This window comes from Frondihabitans sp. GW821-FHT04F02 (assembly GCF_059420045.1).
In genome coordinates, this window is sequence record NZ_JBWKSZ010000005.1 from 226,993 (window position 1) to 242,874 (window position 15,882).

The window sequence follows — 15,882 nt, forward strand, 5'->3', positions numbered from 1 at the left end:
CGCCGATTACGTCTTCTCTGCAGGTAGGCACTCCACTTGGCTTAGAGCATGAACAGGCCAACTCTTCTCCGCTTCGTGGCACAGGCTGCCATCTGGGGGAGCAGCTTTACCTTGATCCGAATCGCTCTTGTGGACCTCAGCCCCAGCCAGCTAGTTATCGCGCGACTCATCCTGGGCGCACGGCTGCTGGCGACGGTCGCGAGTCTCCGCCGAATCCCTCTCCGTATGTCCTGGAAAGCCTGGCTGCATGTGGCGATCTCGGCGGTCTTTGCCAATGTCATTCCCTACCTCCTTCTGGCGTGGGGTGAACTTCACACCAGCGCCGGCCTCGCCGGAGTGCTCGTCGGCGCCACGCCACTACTCACCTTGGTGATTGCGACCTTGACGCTCCCCGAAAGTCGCCTACCCCGGCGGAGCGTTGCCGGATTTGGTCTCGGATTCGTCGGCGTCGTTTTGGTTCTGGCACCGTGGCAGGCGGCCGCGGGATCCGTCATGGGAGCGATCTCATGCTTCCTCGCCGCCGTCAGCTACGCCATCGGCTACGTCTACGTGCGACGTTTCATCACCCCTCTAAGCCTCGGGTCTCACACCCTTGCCACGACGCAGCTCATCGCCGCCTCGATCGTCATGCTCGCGCTGACCCCGGCCTTTCCCTGGCATCCGGTCGCCCCTCTAAGCCTCGGGGTTGTGCCGGCGCTGCTGCTCCTCGGAGTGCTTTCGACCGGCTTTGCCACGATCCTGTACTTCCGGCTCATCCAGGATGTAGGACCCACTACGGCTGCCGCGGTCGACTATCTCGTCCCAGTCTTCGCCATCGGATTCGGCGCAGTTCTTCTCCGAGAAGTGTTGACTTAGAACGTCATTGCAGGCGGCGCTGTCGTCCTCCTGGGAATGGGAATAGCCGAGGGCAGGTTGCGACAGAAGCGGCAGGCCGCACGCTTCGCCGAGTCGGCAACCTGCAAGGCATGAATCGGTTGTTCGATTCCTTGGGCGACATTGTGCTCAGAGACGATCGTCTACCGGACACCGACTGGAAGACGATCGCTACCTATGCTGGCGTTTCAAAGACGATTTCTCGGCCGTCTTCCTCGTCCCACTGCTCGCCGTTCTCGACGAACCCGTAGCTGTTGATGAGCGCGAGTGAGGTTGCGTTGTCTGGGCTGATGGTGGCGCGGACGGTCCGTACGTCCGGGTGGCGCTGGGCGACTGCGAGAAGAATTTCAAGAGCGTGTCGCGCATAGCCTCGGCGGCGGAACTCAGGGTCCACACGGTAGCCAAGCTCCACCATGCCAACCGCGTCTGGGGCACCGTGGAAGCCAGCCAAGCCGACAGGAACGGTGATGCTGGGATCGACGATCAGTCGAGTGACCCAGGCGGCATCAGCGGGGTGCTCTTTGATCTGCTTGCTTCTCATGCGCCACAACCCCGCGCAATCTGGTCCCGCGAGATACGGCGACACGTACTCCAATGCGAGCGACGCCGAGTCGCCCGCAGCCAGCCTGTGTAGGACACCTTCAGGCACAACGTCCAAGTGAATTTGCGACTGCTGAGGCCGGGGGTGATCCCACGGGAAGGTTGTAATTGTCATTGCCGACAGCCTGACACTACGCCAGCGCGCGGCTGGCGATCCCTCCTCGTGCGTGCCTGCGACGTTCGCAGGAAAACCCCCATCGCCCGTCCGGAACGAATACGACAGTGGTGCGGCCTCATGGCGTGATCCGTACGGTTACTGGCGCCTAGGCCAGTGGTGCGACTTGCTCGCTCAGCGTGAAAGTTAGTGAATGTGCAACGAATCGACGAGATCAATAGCCGCGATGGACCCGGGTACCACCTCGGATTCCTTCCAGGCGCCGTCCGATTCCGATCGATGGTGCGGCCCCAAGGTCCGTGGTGTCGCGGGCGAGCGGATGTCGACTCTTACGCTCGCGTTTTCGTTATGAGCGCCCCGGAGACCCGCAGCGCCTCGGCGGGTAGATTTCTCTGGCCGACCGCGGCGTGGTTCTGGGCGTTGCAGTTTGCGGTCTTGAACCCCCTGCTGGCCATTCTTCTCGTGACCCTCTACGGCGCTACCCCGGCAGAGGTCGGGCTGACCCTCGGCGCGTACAACATCGGCGGCTTCATCGCGTCCACGGCGATCCCATCCATAGCTGATCGGAGAGGCGACTACCTGCGCCCCCTCGTGATCTGCGGCGCCTGTGGTGTGGCGATGGTGGTCGTCCTGGCGATGACGACAGCCTTGCCGTTCGCGTTGCTGGCTCTCGTGCTCCTCGGCGGGCCGCCAGGCGTCGGATCCACACTCCTCTTCGCCCAACTGCGTCACGACGGCGCATCACCCACTCGCGTGATCCGAACCCGCGCCATCGTGTCCTTTGCCTGGGTGGTCGGGCCACCCGTCGCGACCGCGTGCACGGGCTTGTTTGGAAACGCCTCCGCTCTCCTGCTCCTCGCCGGCATCGGCCTAGTCAATGTCACAACCGCCATGCTCCTCATCCGCGGCCGGAGTCGCCAGACGAGCGAACCCAAGCCTCGGGTCTCGCGTCCGCCGATGCTTGCCCAGTTGCGGGGCTGGGGCCGCTGGGGAGTTGTTAGCGCCTTCGTCATTCTGCAGGTGACCAACATCGCCAGCGTGACGGTGGTGACCCTCTTCATCACCCGGGACTTGCACGCACCCATCCTGTGGGCCGGCATAGTGCTCGGGACGGGTGCGCTCTGCGAGATCCCGTCACTTCTGTTCATCGGTCGCTTACTCACGTTCACGCCCGCGAGAACCCTGATACTCCTCTCCTGCGTCGTCGGTGCGCTGTATTACTCGCTAGCCGCCGCCAGCCAGATCCCTTGGCAGCTGCTCGCGTTGCAGCCACTGAATGCCTGGTTCTTCGCAACAGTCGCCGGCGTGGGGCTCACCGTGTTTCAGGACACATTCCCCAGCCCCGGTCTGGCATCCGGCCTCTTCACCAACACCAGGCGAGCCGGCGCCGTTCTCTCTGGCCTGCTCATCGCCGCTCTTGCTACATTTCCCGACACCTATCGAGCCGTGCACGCGGCGGCGGCGATCCTCGTCGGCCTCGTCCTCATCGGCTACCTGATCATCCCGATCCTTCGTCGGCCAACCAAATCTCCCGTCGATGCCCACTAGCGTCTCCACTATGACGACCACAACGGACCACCGAGTCGGTGTTCTCGTCCTCGATGGCGCGAAAGCGCTCGATGTCGGCATCGCCGCCCACGTCTTCGCGAAACGACAGAGCATGCCGTACGAGGTGCGCGTCTGCGGAAAGCACCCAGGAACCGTCGATGGCTGGAACGGGCTCGCTTACGCCGTGAGCCATGGCCTCGAGACCCTGGCCTGGGCCGACACAATCTTGGTTCCCGGCTACAGGAATCCAGCGGAGACGACCACGTCCCCTGAAGTGATCGACGCGCTACGCGCCGCCTATTCGCGTGGTACCAGGATTGCCGCTATTTCCACAGGTGCTTTCACCCTGGCGGCCGCCGGGCTTCTCGACGGCAGGAGCGCCACCACGCACTGGCACTACACACGCGTCATGCGCGACCGATACCCCGAGATCGACGTCGACGAGAACGTCCTCTTCGTCGATGCCGGCCAGGTCCTCACCAGCGCTGGCGCAGCAAGCGGCATCGACCTTTGCCTCCACCTCATCCGCCGAGATCACGGAGTGGGCCTTGCGAACCATGTGGGTCGCCGTCTCGTCACCGCCCCATATCGGACGGGAGGGCAAGCCCAGTATCTTCCCCGTAGCATCCCCGAACCCCTCGGCGACGCCTTCGCGAACACCCGCGCCTGGGCACTCGAGCACCTCCGCGACGACCTCACCCTGACTGCCCTTGCCAAGCAGGCCACCGTCTCGCCTCGCACTTTCTCGCGTCGCTTCACCACCGACACCGGCATCACCCCGATGCAGTGGGTTCTCCGAGCCCGGATCGACCTCGCTCGCGAACTCCTGGAGCGCACCGACCTCACGGTGACTCAGATTGCACACACGACCGGCCTCGGGACCGATACGAACCTCCGCCGCCACTTCGGGAGCATCGTCGGCACCTCTCCGACTAGCTACCGCAACACCTTCCAGGAATAGCCAGCAGGCTGCCCGGAAGCCGGACCTCCCTCGTGCGCGCGATCTGCAAGACCGGGGGGACGTCTCGCGCAGCGCTCCGGCGGCCGCCTACCGGTGCCGCTAGTGATCGAGCTGGACGAGTACGCCAACATCTTCCGGTGGCCGGCGCTACCGTCCGTGTACTCCTTCTAAGGCTCGCTCGGCATGCCGATCAACACGTACTTCCAATCGAAGGACCAGGCCGTCGAGGCGTTCGGGCAGAACGGCTGGGGCGCGATCTGGGGCGCGGCCGTCACGCGCGTGTTCGGTGGCGGGGCGATGGACGACCAGTTCCTCAAAGGGTTGTCGAACCTGATCGGTGAGCGCGAGGAAATCACCTACGGCGGATCGACTCAGGACAGCGGGGCCTACTCGACGTCGACGAGCACCCGCCGGGTGCCGATCCTTACCGTCGACGACCTGGCGAACCTGCCGCTGTGGAGCACGGTCATGTTCAACTCGAACACCCGACCGGTGATCCTCGACTCCGTGCCGTGGTTTAAGGACAAAAAGCTGAAAGCGCTGATCGAGGGCAACGGCCCGGCCCCGGCCGGCGCCGCACCCGTGGCGATTACCGCCAAGTCGGAGGAGGTGACAGCTCGTGGCTGACCTCGACGAGCCTGAAATCGAAGCGGAAAGCGGCAAAGATATCGCACCCGAAGAGGGCGACGGACTGGACGAGCTGACCGATAAGGAGCGCGCCTCGCTCAACGACCCGGATGTGACGGCGTACGACCGGGCCCCCGATGAGGAGGGCGGCGACGGGGAGGAGTTCGACCTGATGCCGGCATTCCTGGCATGGGTCGAGGAGCACCTGTCGGTCGTGGAGTACACCCACTCCGACAAGAGCACCGCTGCCTGGTGCCCGCAGTGGTGGGAGCACCCCGAGGCCGTCGCGCGGCTGTGGGCGGTGTTCGAGGCCCGCCAGCAAGTGACGTTAGATGCTGGGGCGCGGATGGACGCCCTCTCGGACTGGTGGCTGACTCACTGGGACCGGCATGCAGTCATCCTGTTCGATGCGAAGGCCGGACCCTTTCGCAAGTGCGACCGAAACCTCGGCCACCTCTACGACGTAAATGAGCCTGAGGAGCGGCGTGTGCCTTATCAACCGCCGCCGACAGGCTGGACGCGGTGAGCCGTAGATGCCCCCTTGACGAGAAGGAACTCGCGAGGGTCCCTTGAGGGTGCGCCTATCCATTGCGGTTTGCCGCAATGTTCGGGGCGGGGGTTAGTTCTTTATGGGGCATTCTGCGCGTCAGATGTTTCCGACGGCGACCGCGACTATTCCGGCCAGGAAAAGCGCCACCAGTCCGGCGACCAAGGCTAGGCGCCTGCGTCGCGCTGCGGCAACGACTATCAGCACCACTGCGCTTCCCGTCGATACGCCCACCCACGCCCAATAAGCCACCCAGTCGATTCTGGGGTGATCTCCGTACGCGGAAAGACGCTGCGCGAACAATCCCGCGACGCAGGCAGTCCCGACCAGGCTCACGATGAGACTCAGCAATTGGACGACCGAGCCTGCCGGAGACGTGGACGCCCCAGTACTTCGGTTCCTGAAGTCAGGCACGTCGTTCATTTGTTTCTTGCACACAAGATCGACACCAATCGGGCTACTTGCCTTTGAGCGTTGATTCCATGACCTGCGAATACAGGGTGGTGCCGGCCGTGTTTGGGTGGAAGGACTGTTGCGAAACCCCGAACGCTGCGTCCGATCCCGTCTGAGGGATCGATACGAGAGGCGCGTCTCCGCTCCAGGGATACCCGTGATTTTCGGACGTCCAGTTGATGATGCCGTTTACGGCGGGGCTACTCGAGCAGATGTTCCGACCCTTGAATGCGGCCGTGGGGTCTCCGAAGTAGACGGGATGACTGGCCGAGTTGGCACTAGCGACCGCCGCGCCAATATTCGCGTTCAAATTAATGGCCATCTTGTCCAACCAGACCTGGTCGTTGGGGTTGATTTTCACGCAGGTGACACCGTCCTGGAAGATCGGCGGGTACCCCATGATCAGTATTTTGGCGTTTGGTGCCTCGGCCTGGATCTGGCCAATCAGGGTGACTAGTTTGGGTCGCAATTCGTCTGCAAGACGGTTTGTTTTGTCTGCCAATGTTTCCCCGTTCACTCCTTGAGGAAGCCTTTGGCATTCACCCGCATGGGTGGCCCCGGTGAGAAGACACTGGGTAATAACGCCCTTAAATCCGATGTCGTTGCCGCCGATGGACATGGTCACAAGTGTCGTATTCGAGTCGAGATAACCCTGATCTATTTGCGACAGCTCGTGGAAGCGGGCATCTCCGCCGGGCTTGATGTTGTCCGTGACGGCTCCGCTGCAAGAAATCTGGTGGAAATCTAGGGTTGCGTCGTTCTGGTCAGCTCGCGTGCCGGTAGCGACCGTACTTGTTCCGACCTTGGCTTTCCGCGCCCACGCTTCGGGGGAGCGGTGGCAAGCGTTTTGGTAGCGGTCACTGGAGCCGTTGTTGTCCGTTTCGGGATAATACGGGTAACCGGACGCCGATGGAGCGCCTTCTCCCGAGGAGAAAGAATCTCCCATGGAGACGACGAAGTCTTTCGGCTTCGACGCGAGGGGCTCAAACGCCACCGCGTCCCAGGCGATGTCGTCGAGGTAGTCAGCCCCATCTTGAGTCACGTTGGACAGCGCCACCTTGGGGGTGCCCTTGAACTGGAATGTCCCGATGGAACGCCATTTGTTCTCGTAGGTCCGTTGCGGCAAGGCACGTTTCACGACAGTTCCGTCACCCAGGTCGATGTTGTACATGGCTTGTTGAGTCCATGCGCCGTGGTCGGGCGTGTGCACGTAGACCTTGCCCCATTTACCAGCCATCGATTCGCCCAGATTCCAGGTCCCCGTAATTGCCGACGGAAGGCCGGTGGTGGTCTGCCGTGTGTGGGTGAAGAAGAAGTGACCGTTGAGCCCCCCACCCAACTGCTGAAGGTCGATCTTGGAGGGATATGACCCGCCGTCTTGACGGCCGAAGTTGAACGTGAATGAGCCCTGAGACGCGACAGCGGTACCGCAGGCAGGCGTGACTGGCTTTTGGCTCAGCGTTGTGCCATCTGCCACGAGCGGTATGTCGTCAATGATCTTGGCCGCCGTGGGCAGGCCGGCGCGAGTACACGAGGGGGGGAAGCTTGGAGCTTTTCCCACACTGGCGGACGCCTCGGTCATGTAAGACGCTGCTGGGGTGAACCGGTAGAAGCCGACCCCGCAGGTGGTCGCGCAGTCACTTTTCCAGGTGGCACTTGCCTTGAACCAGCAGTGGAGGTCTGTGCGTTGGCACGAATCCAAGAGGTTGGTGTTGCAGTCATTAATGGCCAGGGTGCAGAAGGTACCAAGGGGAGGCTTGACTGCCGTGCGATTTAAGGGACCGTTGGTGTCTCCGCCGTTCCAGCTAGCGGTGCGGAAGCCTCCGACCTCGGTAATGCCCATGACGGTTTGCTTTTCGATGAGGCCTTGAGAGAAGGCGGCGAAACCCATGACTTTCTCCGGGTATGGCCACAGTTGCGGGTTCGCAGCATCTGACGGGTGACCATCAAGAAACGCTGGCCGGTTCGGCGCGAACGTGCGATTCGCAGGGTTGTTGGACCAGCCAAGACCCTCGTACCCCTTCGCGTCAGGTCCCGCGTACCCAGTGTTGTAGATCCATACCGCCCCAAACCAATTCTCAATCTTGGAAGGATCGTTGTTATTGATTTTGATGCCCTTGGCCTGCAACTGGTTCCATTTCGAAGCCAGGATCTGTTGGGCCTTTGCGATGTTGGCCGCGTAGTCGACGGCAATCGCCTGCTGCTGAGATGTGGGCAGCGCTGGAACATCAGAGGGGGACTTAGTTGATAGGCGCATGCCGTCAGTGACTTGGCCAACGCCGTACCCGCAGTCGGCGTTATCAAAATTGACGGCCCAGAAGGCTGAACTGTTGACATCGGCGTTGCGGTCATTGCCATAGAAGTTCCCGACGAGCGGGTTCCCGGTCTCTCCGGGGCTGGTGTACCGGGAGGCCTGCCAAAGATTGGACTCCTGCATGAGCACGCCGAGAAGGACCTGGTCGGGGATTTGGCCCCCTCCCGTGAGTGCTGTTTTCGGGAACATGCCCTGTGGTGAATAGGCCGCCATGCCCATGTTCCGCCAGTTAGCCGGCCTGGCTTCGGTCAGTTCGCCGCGAACAGCACGATTTACCGCCCACTCCACCTGCCGAGGCATTGGCTGCAAGGCCTGCATCTTGATGTCGTTGCGACCAATCGAGCAAGAGCGTTCCGATTCGACGGGGTTACTCCCAGAGCTGAATGCTTTCGCTCCGATGCGAGATCCGGGAGAGACCTGCCCTGTTACACCCGCGGAGGCAACAAAATCGTCTCGAGCATTGTCCGGGGCGAGGGCAGCCTCGTTCCTAAACGTGGCGCGAGTTTTCACACTCCGCAAATTGATAGTCGCGGTGCCGTCTGCGTGAGCTCCCGACGGTGCCGTGACGGATGCCCGCGGTGTCGCGGGTTCGACGATGGTCTTTCCCCTGTTGGACAAGCGTGACCCGAATGGGATTTTTGCAATGTGTGAGTACTTGGGCGACGCCGCGAGACCATCGTCAGCCTTCCCTCCCGCCACAATCACCTCTCCGGTCGCGTCACGGTTCAAAGAAAGGGAACCGACTTGCCCGGAAGCCAGATGAGACAGCGTGCCGGTTTTGGAGAGGCGCATAGCGCTATCTGCCGGTCCTTTTTGGGTTAGAAATGCCGTCCCACCCGCGGAGTCCACGGTAAGGCCGAACGCTATGCCGGTGACCTTCGCTCGGCGCGATACGGTCCCTTGCCCAGTGATCCCGACGATGCCCTGGGTGTCGACGCCGACAAACCCGCCCGTGCTTGACGGAACAGCTGACGTGATTTGGCCCGCCACTGCTGTTGACGCTAAATGCTTGCCCGTTCTGGAATCGGCCATTCCCAGGTACGTCTTTTCACCGTCGTACCTCGTGAGCGCGATCTCCTGCCCCGCCCCACAACCAGGGTTGAAGTAGGCGAGGGAGTAGCCCCGCCCAAGCGAAGTCACTTTCCGAGTTTTGATGTCGACGATGGCTGCCCATGCGCCCTCGTCAAACGACTTGGCATCATTGGTCAAGCTTCTCGGTCCGTAGACAACGGCAACGCGGGAACCATCACCTGTCGAGCAAAAGTTGCCAATCCACCGGTCCGTATCGACACCGGCCGCACTCAGGCGAGTAACAGGGTGCCACTCGAAACCGTCCCTGGAGGTGGCGTGGAGGATTGAGAACCCGTCGGCGTCTCCCACCCCAGTGACGACCTCATCTCCGCTGGTCTTCCAGTCGGAACCGATGACCTTCGACCGAGAATTCAAAGGCACGGCCGATGAGACGGGGTAAGCAGCTGCTACAGGTAGGTCAGCTTCGGGCGAAGAAGCCGAGGCGGGTGGGGCTGAACTCACCAGGATGCTGCCGACGAGGGCGAACAAAAGCACACCTGTGACTGCCAGCTGACGCGTTCCGGCCAGACCATGTCTGAAACGGTGTGCTCCCGGGTGCGCAAACTGCGAGCTTTTGTGTGCCATCGGTCCCCCTGGCCCTGATGCGGCCAGGGTCAACCTGAGCCGGCGGTGTTCTCCATTTGAGTGGAATCGCAAAACCGCGAACCCTCAAAACTTAACAAAATTCATAGCGCCAACTCAGCTGAATGCAAGGTTGGCTTCCGTAGCGTCCCGCAATTTGATCGAGGATGCTACCCAAACAAGGGGGGCACATGTGCCCCTTGATGAGCTCTCCGAACGAGTTCTACTTTCGACCCGCGACCCTCAAGTCGGCGGCGCACAAAATTGGTAGGGGACAAACGCATGAACTCAGAACTCTCGTCGCGACGCTCGCGCATCGGCTCTCCGCAGACAAGGAAGCTCCTCCTTGGCATGGCGATCGTCTTTGGGCTGCTGTTGACCGTGTTTCCCGCCGTTGGGGGGTCAGCTTCTCCTGCTCACGCTGCCGCGTGTACAGATTCGGCCAAAACCCTCTACGGGGTGACGATGGATAGCAAGTACGTCGAGCTTCGGGGTTCCAGCAACTGCCTCGGGACTGCCTGGATCCGATGGAACGCGACCAGCGTGGCCCTAGAAGGCTACGGAGTGGTGAAGTTCCAAGTTGCCAATGCCTGTGGCACCGTCTCAAATGGGGAATCGAACTCCATCAGCAGCGTGGGTGGAGCTGGTAGTCACATCACCGCGTACAAATCGGGAATTGTTCGCGCTCGGATGGTCTACACCCGCCAGGGCGGCTCGCCCGCATCGTTCACCTCCTCGTGGTTCAACGTGGGCGGCAAGACCACCATCTGCTGAGTAACCAGTCATAACGAAAGGCGCAGTAATGAAGGTGTCAAATGACCGCGGAATATTGCCGCGCCGCGCGGTCCAAAAACGCCTCGGGCTCGCCTTAGTCATTGGGCTTGTCTTGGGTGCCTTCCCCCTAGCTTTCAGTGCACCTCAGGCACACGCTGCAAGCTGCACCGACGGTGGCCGCACCTATAAGGGCCTGAACATGGTGGGAAAGTACGTAGAGCTCCGCGGATCAGCCAATTGCGGTGGGACAGCATGGATCCGATGGAACTACGTGAAGACGTCTGAAGACGCCGCCGGCACCATTAAATTCCAAGTGATGGACTACTGCGGAAATGTGTCTAACGGGGAGTCCAACAGCATCAGCACTGCCGGTGGAGCCCAATCTCATGTCACCGCATACCGTTATGGAATCGCCAAAACCCGCATGATCTACACGGAACGCTTGGGATCACCTGCGTCCTTCACAACTCCGTGGTACAACCTCGTGAGTAAGACAACCCAGTGCTGAAAAGGCGAACCGCGGGTAAGTCCGTGCGAGTTTCCGAGTAGCTCGGGAATACTGAAACCCCCGCTGCGCCGTGGCGGGGGTTTTCTCATACCCTCAGTCAACAACGGCTAGACGCCCGTCAAGTCGGGATTCACGCTTCCGTCTCGCTTCGCGGGTGCCGGAACCTTGCCACCCTTCGACCATCTGAGCGTGCCGAAGACTACCGCTCGCGGGCGTCGTCACCGCGAGCCCTCGCCCTACTCTGGCGCTCTCGTTCGCTGGCATCTCGGACACTGTCACGGTCCAATTTCGAAGCTGTCGGCGTGCGACCGACACGACGAAGCTGATCGGCAGCACGCCTGGCTGCCACCTCATTACGAGCGCGAAGAGCCTCGGCGGCCGTCGGAGGCTTCCCTACCTCAGAAGTGCTTTGCTGCGCCGCCTCCCGAGTAGCCGTAGCAGCCTCCTGGACGGCGTGGGCACGCACCGCCTGGTCGGCCGGGGGTTCCTTTAGGAACGCGGCCGATTTGTGCATGGCCGTCACACGCTCGTGCAGCTCGGCACCAATCGCCCGCTCCCGGTTCTGGTTCGGGATCGCGTCGGGGGTGGCCTCGTCGACCTTGTAGCGGCCGCGGAACGCGTCGACCTCGGCCGCGAGCTTGTTCCACTCAGCGCGACGCTCGGCGTCCGCCGGGACATCTCCGAGCTGCTTGGCCCACTCGGGCTGCTCGGCCGCGATCGCCTGGCCGCGCTCCTCCAACCGGACGACGAGGTAGTCGTAGCGCTCGGCCAGGTGCTCGCGCCAGGCCGGGTCGGTGTGGTGGGAGTCGAGCGCGCCGCGGTCGACGATCCACGCCGGCACTCGGTCGTCGTGCTCGGCGGTGCCGAACTCGGACCAGTACGAGCGCATGTCGTCTTGGATGCGGGAGGCGAGCACGGCCGGCTTGTTGCGGGCGTCCTCGAGGCTGCCCTTATTCCACGCGTGGTGGAGTGCATCTGCGGGGTCGTAGCCAGCACGCTCGGCACCGCGGAGGGAGGCCTGCAACGCACCCCAGCCTTCGTCCTCGCGAAGCTGTTGTGCGGCCTCCCGGCCGACTGCTTCTCGGGTGATCTTCTCGAACCGCACTTCGTCGGCGCGCTCGGTGACGTCGCGGTACTCATCGACGAGCGTCACCAGGTCGTCGACGCGAGCCTGCTCGGCGCGAATCGTCTCGTTCGCGCTCGACATCCCGTCGGAGTGGTTTGCGATCTGCGCGAGGACGTCGCTGATGGGTTGGGCGTCGTCGGTTTCGACGTAGAGCCGGTTCGACTCCTTGCCGCGGGTCATGGCCACGTAAGCCAGAGCCCTGGACGTCGACGAGTCCGCGAGGACGTGGGACGTGTCGGCGGTGAGGCCCTGGGCGCGGTGGACGGTGGAGGCGTAGCCCAGCTCCACGTGGTCACGCACGTAGTCGGCCCAACTTCCCCCTTGTGTCGTTCTCACTATCGGCACCAACGAATCCGCCGTTAGGAATTCGTCGGCCTCGGAGATAGGGCAACGATGCTCTCGAGTGGCCCGCCGAACTCTGACTATGCAGCTTTATTCGGCCCATCAGTAAGGGGTGTGCATGGGCGCCACTACCGACGTCCGGGCCACCGAATGAGGTTTCCTAGGGCACGACCGGCACTCATCCCTACCCGCGTGATGCCACTCATCGCACCAACAACACCCAGGGCCAGGCCCTTAGTTACGTCATTAACTCCTCGAGCCAGTCCGTCCATGACCGCGATCAATAGTCGGGCCAGGACCTCGACGATTCGGAAGGGCAGGCTTGCGAGTAGGCCGAGGACTTGCACGATTGCGCTTTCCTCGCCCAGCTGATCAAGTGCCTCCTCAGGCGTCGTTCCCTGCAGGGCTAATCTGCTGAATCTTTCTCGGCGCGACTTCAACGACATATTCAGCGCCATGACGAGGGAAATGACGAATCCCACAAGCGCAATGAGCCAACCCAACGCTTCTCGCCCACCCTCCGCAGTCGTGGGTTCCGCCGGCCGAACAGGCGTGTAGGAGAAGATCAGGACCACAACGCCGACGTAGATACCGGCAACGGCGAGCCCGAATCTAAAAAACCGTCGCAGTTCGGATGGAAAGCCAACAAGAGTGAGCGCGGCAAGACGGAGAACGTCGGCATCAATGGAGTACAGGAGGGCAGGTCTCCCTTTCGACTCATCGTGAACCTTCGAGGCAACCTCCGCCGAGCGTTCGATGGAACGGCGTAGGCGAGCGCGGCGAGTGAGCTGAAAACCGCCCGTCAGGGAACCGGCTATGCCCGTGCTGCCCAGAATGGCAGCGATGACACCCGTTGCAATCTGCCAATTCACGGTCAAAGCCTAAGTGCAACCCATTCAGCTCATTAGAAGAGTCAAAACATCGTACGGGTACATTTCATACAAGAATACAGGGGTGAGGTTCCGGCAATCGAGCCTCACCATGTTTTCCTGGGGTCCTCTTTGTTGATTCGACGCACTTGACTTCCGCCCATGATGAGTTCGGGGTAAGCAGGGTCGATTTTGCTCGCAATGCTAAGCAACTCGTTGAGACGGGCAGCTATTCGCACCTCAAGGATGCTGTCGTGGTGAGCCACCCGGTTGCGGAGCTTTCGTAAGTGGTTTAGCCGATTGCCGATGAGAAGACGGCTTGCGTCCGACGAACCTGCCCCTGGGAATGCGAGGTGCGCACCTCCAGTCCAAAGAATTTGATGACGCGAGTGGCTTTCTGTCTCAGCCATGGGAACGACGACCTTTACCCATGTGCCGAACATGAGCTGCGCGACGACATCGTTGTGCGTGACGGAGAGCCCTTTTCGAGGATGGCCTGCAGCCCGTTCGTCTGACTCCTTCTTCGCCCGCTTACGAGCATCAATCAAGTCTCCCTTAAGGTGCGAATACAAAGGTTCTTGGGTCTCACCCTCCAGCGTTCAATCTTGCGTGCCACCCTGTTTGACATTCCAATCGGAAAGGGCACGATCAAGAGCGTTGCGGACAGCAAGTTCTACGAACGATATTTGCGCGTGGAGCGCTCCAGACATCTGTGTCGCCCACAGATAAAGATCCCACGCGCGATCAGGAATATGGCCTGCCTTATCCATATAGGGAGACAGCCGTGACTGACTCAGCAGCTGGGCCCGGGCGTGATGTTGACTCGACACGAGGATCACTGTAGCGTTTAGTCAGAGCAGCGGGCTTGGATCGCTGCGTACACCTCAGTACCCCCTCAGCGCTTTGCGCTAGAGGGGGTTACTTGTTTCCAGAATGCCCCCAAGAGAGCATCTCCCCCTCTTGCCAATACAGGGTACGTTCCGTCAGTTTTCTAATCCCCGCACCCCGATAATCTGCCTTATGTCAAGTACTAATTATCCAGATTGAATCTGGGTACGTCGAGCCCTGCGACGAGGTCGAGGAACTGCTGCCACTGCTGGTCGGTCTCGTCGGCGGTGTGACAGGTGGCGAGCCAGGCCCGCTGCATCGGAAGGCCTTCGAGTTTCAGGTCGACGGCAAGGGTGAAGACGGCACCAGTCTCATCGCCACCACGGGTGACGAAGGGCGCAACAGATGTGATGTGTTCGGGGTTGATCCAGAGTCGGGCATCACCTGGTCGGCCGTCGCGGTTTGGAAGCGGAATCAAGCGCACCATGCCCCGAACGTAGAGCACGGCGAGCGTTAGGTGTCGGACTTGGCTATCGCGTCTAGAAGAGGCGGGGGTGGGTGAGTTCGACGCCGAGGAGGGCTGCGCTGATCAGTTCAGGCTGCCATCCGTGCTCGAGGATGACGGCCCGAAGATCCAGCGACCGCTGCACTCGAACCTGCCGGGGGAGATCCCCCAACCGCAGGCTCTGCCTGTTGCGGTAGCGGCCGCGCTGGGATCGGTCGAGCATGTTCTCTCGATGCGTCCCTGGCGCCACATGCGACAGCTCGAGGTCCGCCGCCGCGTGCACGCAGATCGGAATGTCACAGGAGTGCAGCAAGAGCGTCGACGAGGGTAGTGCACTGCCAGTCGCGAGCTCGAAGGCGTAGCGCTGCGGCCGCACGGCCTGTTGGCCGTGCTCGCGTATGATCCAGAACCGGCCATAGCCGTCGTCGGAAATGGCGCCGGTCCAGAACCAGCAGTCATCCGGCTCCGGGCCTTTGACGACGAACGACCAGAAACGTTCCTCCTCCGTGCGCGTCACGCCGGTCCCCCGGGGTAGGCCATATCGCCGCTCCACGTCAGAAGACCCCACTGCTCTTTCTGGCCGGACCCATGTCTGGTCAGGGCGAAGTGGTCGAAGTCGTCGTCCGCGTGAACATCCATGGCGCACTGATGCGCGACGCCTTCGAAGAGGACAAACGATCCGCACCGGAACACCTCACAACGGTACGACGACACACGGCAACGCCCTGGTCGGCGCGGCCGCACCTCGACGAGTTACCCTGGTTCTGTGCCCTTGTGGTGCACGGCCCTCCATCGGGGAGGGCCGAGCTTCATCCTTATCGGAAGGAACGTGTCATGGCATTGAGCCGTCTTGCTGAAGAATTCGCGGCCGAGATCCGCGCCCACGACTGGTCGGATGCCCCGTGGCGGCTGGACCGTGCCGGCCACAACCGGACTACCGATCCGAAGAGACCAGCCGAGCACCTTGACCCGGACCAAACAGACCGGGTCAGAACCAACGTCATGTGGGTCACCGCCCAGGTGCTCCTGCACGCAGACCCGAACTTCTCCGTCGAAGAGTTCGCCGTCGCCTGCGGTATCCCCCGTCGCATCACGCACCGGACGGATGGAAAGTTCAGCGGCGCCCTCACCGGGGGCCTCCGAATCCGAAACGGTGTGCCCGCCACCCCAGGGACCTGGGATATCAGCCCGAAGCGGGCACCGGGTGTCCACTCGTGACGCAGGCGTTCCCTCCGAGAG

The 15,882-nt window shown here is 61.8% G+C and carries 13 protein-coding genes; 7 read left to right on the top strand and 6 right to left on the bottom strand.

Features of this window, described 5'->3' with window-relative positions; translation table 11 throughout:
* Nucleotides 1-48: 48 nt before the first annotated feature.
* Entirely contained in the window at nucleotides 49-855 is an 807-nt protein-coding gene (locus tag AC07TY_RS15305) for a DMT family transporter (protein WP_494785863.1), read from the top strand.
* Nucleotides 856-1,048: 193 nt separating this feature from the next.
* Here the strand turns inward: AC07TY_RS15305 and AC07TY_RS15310 are convergent, their stop codons facing one another.
* Nucleotides 1,049-1,414: a GNAT family N-acetyltransferase gene (locus AC07TY_RS15310; protein ID WP_494785864.1), complete on the bottom strand. Its 366-nt coding sequence runs from the start codon at nucleotides 1,412-1,414 to the stop codon at nucleotides 1,049-1,051.
* A 522-nt stretch (nucleotides 1,415-1,936) separates the two neighbouring features.
* Here AC07TY_RS15310 and AC07TY_RS15315 point away from each other — a divergent pair.
* From AC07TY_RS15315 to AC07TY_RS15330, 4 genes are all read left to right on the top strand, one after another.
* The gene (locus AC07TY_RS15315; RefSeq protein WP_494785865.1) at nucleotides 1,937-3,136 is read left to right on the top strand and encodes an MFS transporter; all 1,200 of its coding nucleotides are present in this window, start codon (nucleotides 1,937-1,939) and stop codon (nucleotides 3,134-3,136) included.
* Between the two features lie 10 nt (nucleotides 3,137-3,146).
* Nucleotides 3,147-4,097 (top strand): GlxA family transcriptional regulator, encoded by a 951-nt coding sequence (locus AC07TY_RS15320; protein ID WP_494785866.1) that lies wholly within the window; start codon nucleotides 3,147-3,149, stop codon nucleotides 4,095-4,097.
* A gap of 183 nt (nucleotides 4,098-4,280) precedes the next feature.
* Complete coding sequence (locus AC07TY_RS15325) at nucleotides 4,281-4,724, top strand: TraM recognition domain-containing protein (RefSeq protein WP_494785867.1); 444 nt, start codon at nucleotides 4,281-4,283, stop codon at nucleotides 4,722-4,724.
* Complete coding sequence (locus tag AC07TY_RS15330) at nucleotides 4,717-5,250, top strand: DUF4913 domain-containing protein (protein ID WP_494785868.1); 534 nt, start codon at nucleotides 4,717-4,719, stop codon at nucleotides 5,248-5,250. The genes AC07TY_RS15325 and AC07TY_RS15330 overlap by 8 nt, the downstream gene beginning before the upstream one ends.
* A gap of 478 nt (nucleotides 5,251-5,728) precedes the next feature.
* Here AC07TY_RS15330 and AC07TY_RS15335 read toward each other — a convergent pair whose 3' ends face one another.
* Complete coding sequence (locus tag AC07TY_RS15335; RefSeq protein WP_494785869.1) at nucleotides 5,729-9,247, bottom strand: GDSL-type esterase/lipase family protein; 3,519 nt, start codon at nucleotides 9,245-9,247, stop codon at nucleotides 5,729-5,731.
* A 726-nt stretch (nucleotides 9,248-9,973) separates the two neighbouring features.
* On the opposite strand from AC07TY_RS15335, the gene AC07TY_RS15340 reads away from it, so the two are divergent.
* Nucleotides 9,974-10,465, top strand: a complete 492-nt coding sequence (locus AC07TY_RS15340) for a hypothetical protein (RefSeq protein WP_494785870.1) — start codon at nucleotides 9,974-9,976, stop codon at nucleotides 10,463-10,465.
* Between the two features lie 707 nt (nucleotides 10,466-11,172).
* Here AC07TY_RS15340 and AC07TY_RS15345 read toward each other — a convergent pair.
* The 4 genes from AC07TY_RS15345 to AC07TY_RS15360 all read right to left on the bottom strand — a co-directional run bounded on the left by AC07TY_RS15345 (nucleotide 11,173) and on the right by AC07TY_RS15360 (nucleotide 15,160).
* Nucleotides 11,173-12,399: a C-terminal helicase domain-containing protein gene (locus AC07TY_RS15345; RefSeq protein WP_494785871.1), complete on the bottom strand. Its 1,227-nt coding sequence runs from the start codon at nucleotides 12,397-12,399 to the stop codon at nucleotides 11,173-11,175.
* A gap of 170 nt (nucleotides 12,400-12,569) precedes the next feature.
* Entirely contained in the window at nucleotides 12,570-13,313 is a 744-nt protein-coding gene (locus AC07TY_RS15350) for a hypothetical protein (RefSeq protein WP_494785872.1), read from the bottom strand.
* A gap of 1,027 nt (nucleotides 13,314-14,340) precedes the next feature.
* Nucleotides 14,341-14,625: a hypothetical protein gene (locus AC07TY_RS15355; protein ID WP_494785873.1), complete on the bottom strand. Its 285-nt coding sequence runs from the start codon at nucleotides 14,623-14,625 to the stop codon at nucleotides 14,341-14,343.
* A gap of 52 nt (nucleotides 14,626-14,677) precedes the next feature.
* The gene (locus tag AC07TY_RS15360; RefSeq protein ID WP_494785874.1) at nucleotides 14,678-15,160 is read right to left on the bottom strand and encodes a hypothetical protein; all 483 of its coding nucleotides are present in this window, start codon (nucleotides 15,158-15,160) and stop codon (nucleotides 14,678-14,680) included.
* A gap of 71 nt (nucleotides 15,161-15,231) precedes the next feature.
* Between AC07TY_RS15360 and AC07TY_RS15365 the strand changes: the two genes are divergently transcribed.
* On the top strand, nucleotides 15,232-15,861 hold the full coding sequence (locus tag AC07TY_RS15365; protein ID WP_494785875.1) for a hypothetical protein: 630 nt from the start codon (nucleotides 15,232-15,234) through the stop codon (nucleotides 15,859-15,861).
* Nucleotides 15,862-15,882: the final 21 nt, after the last annotated feature.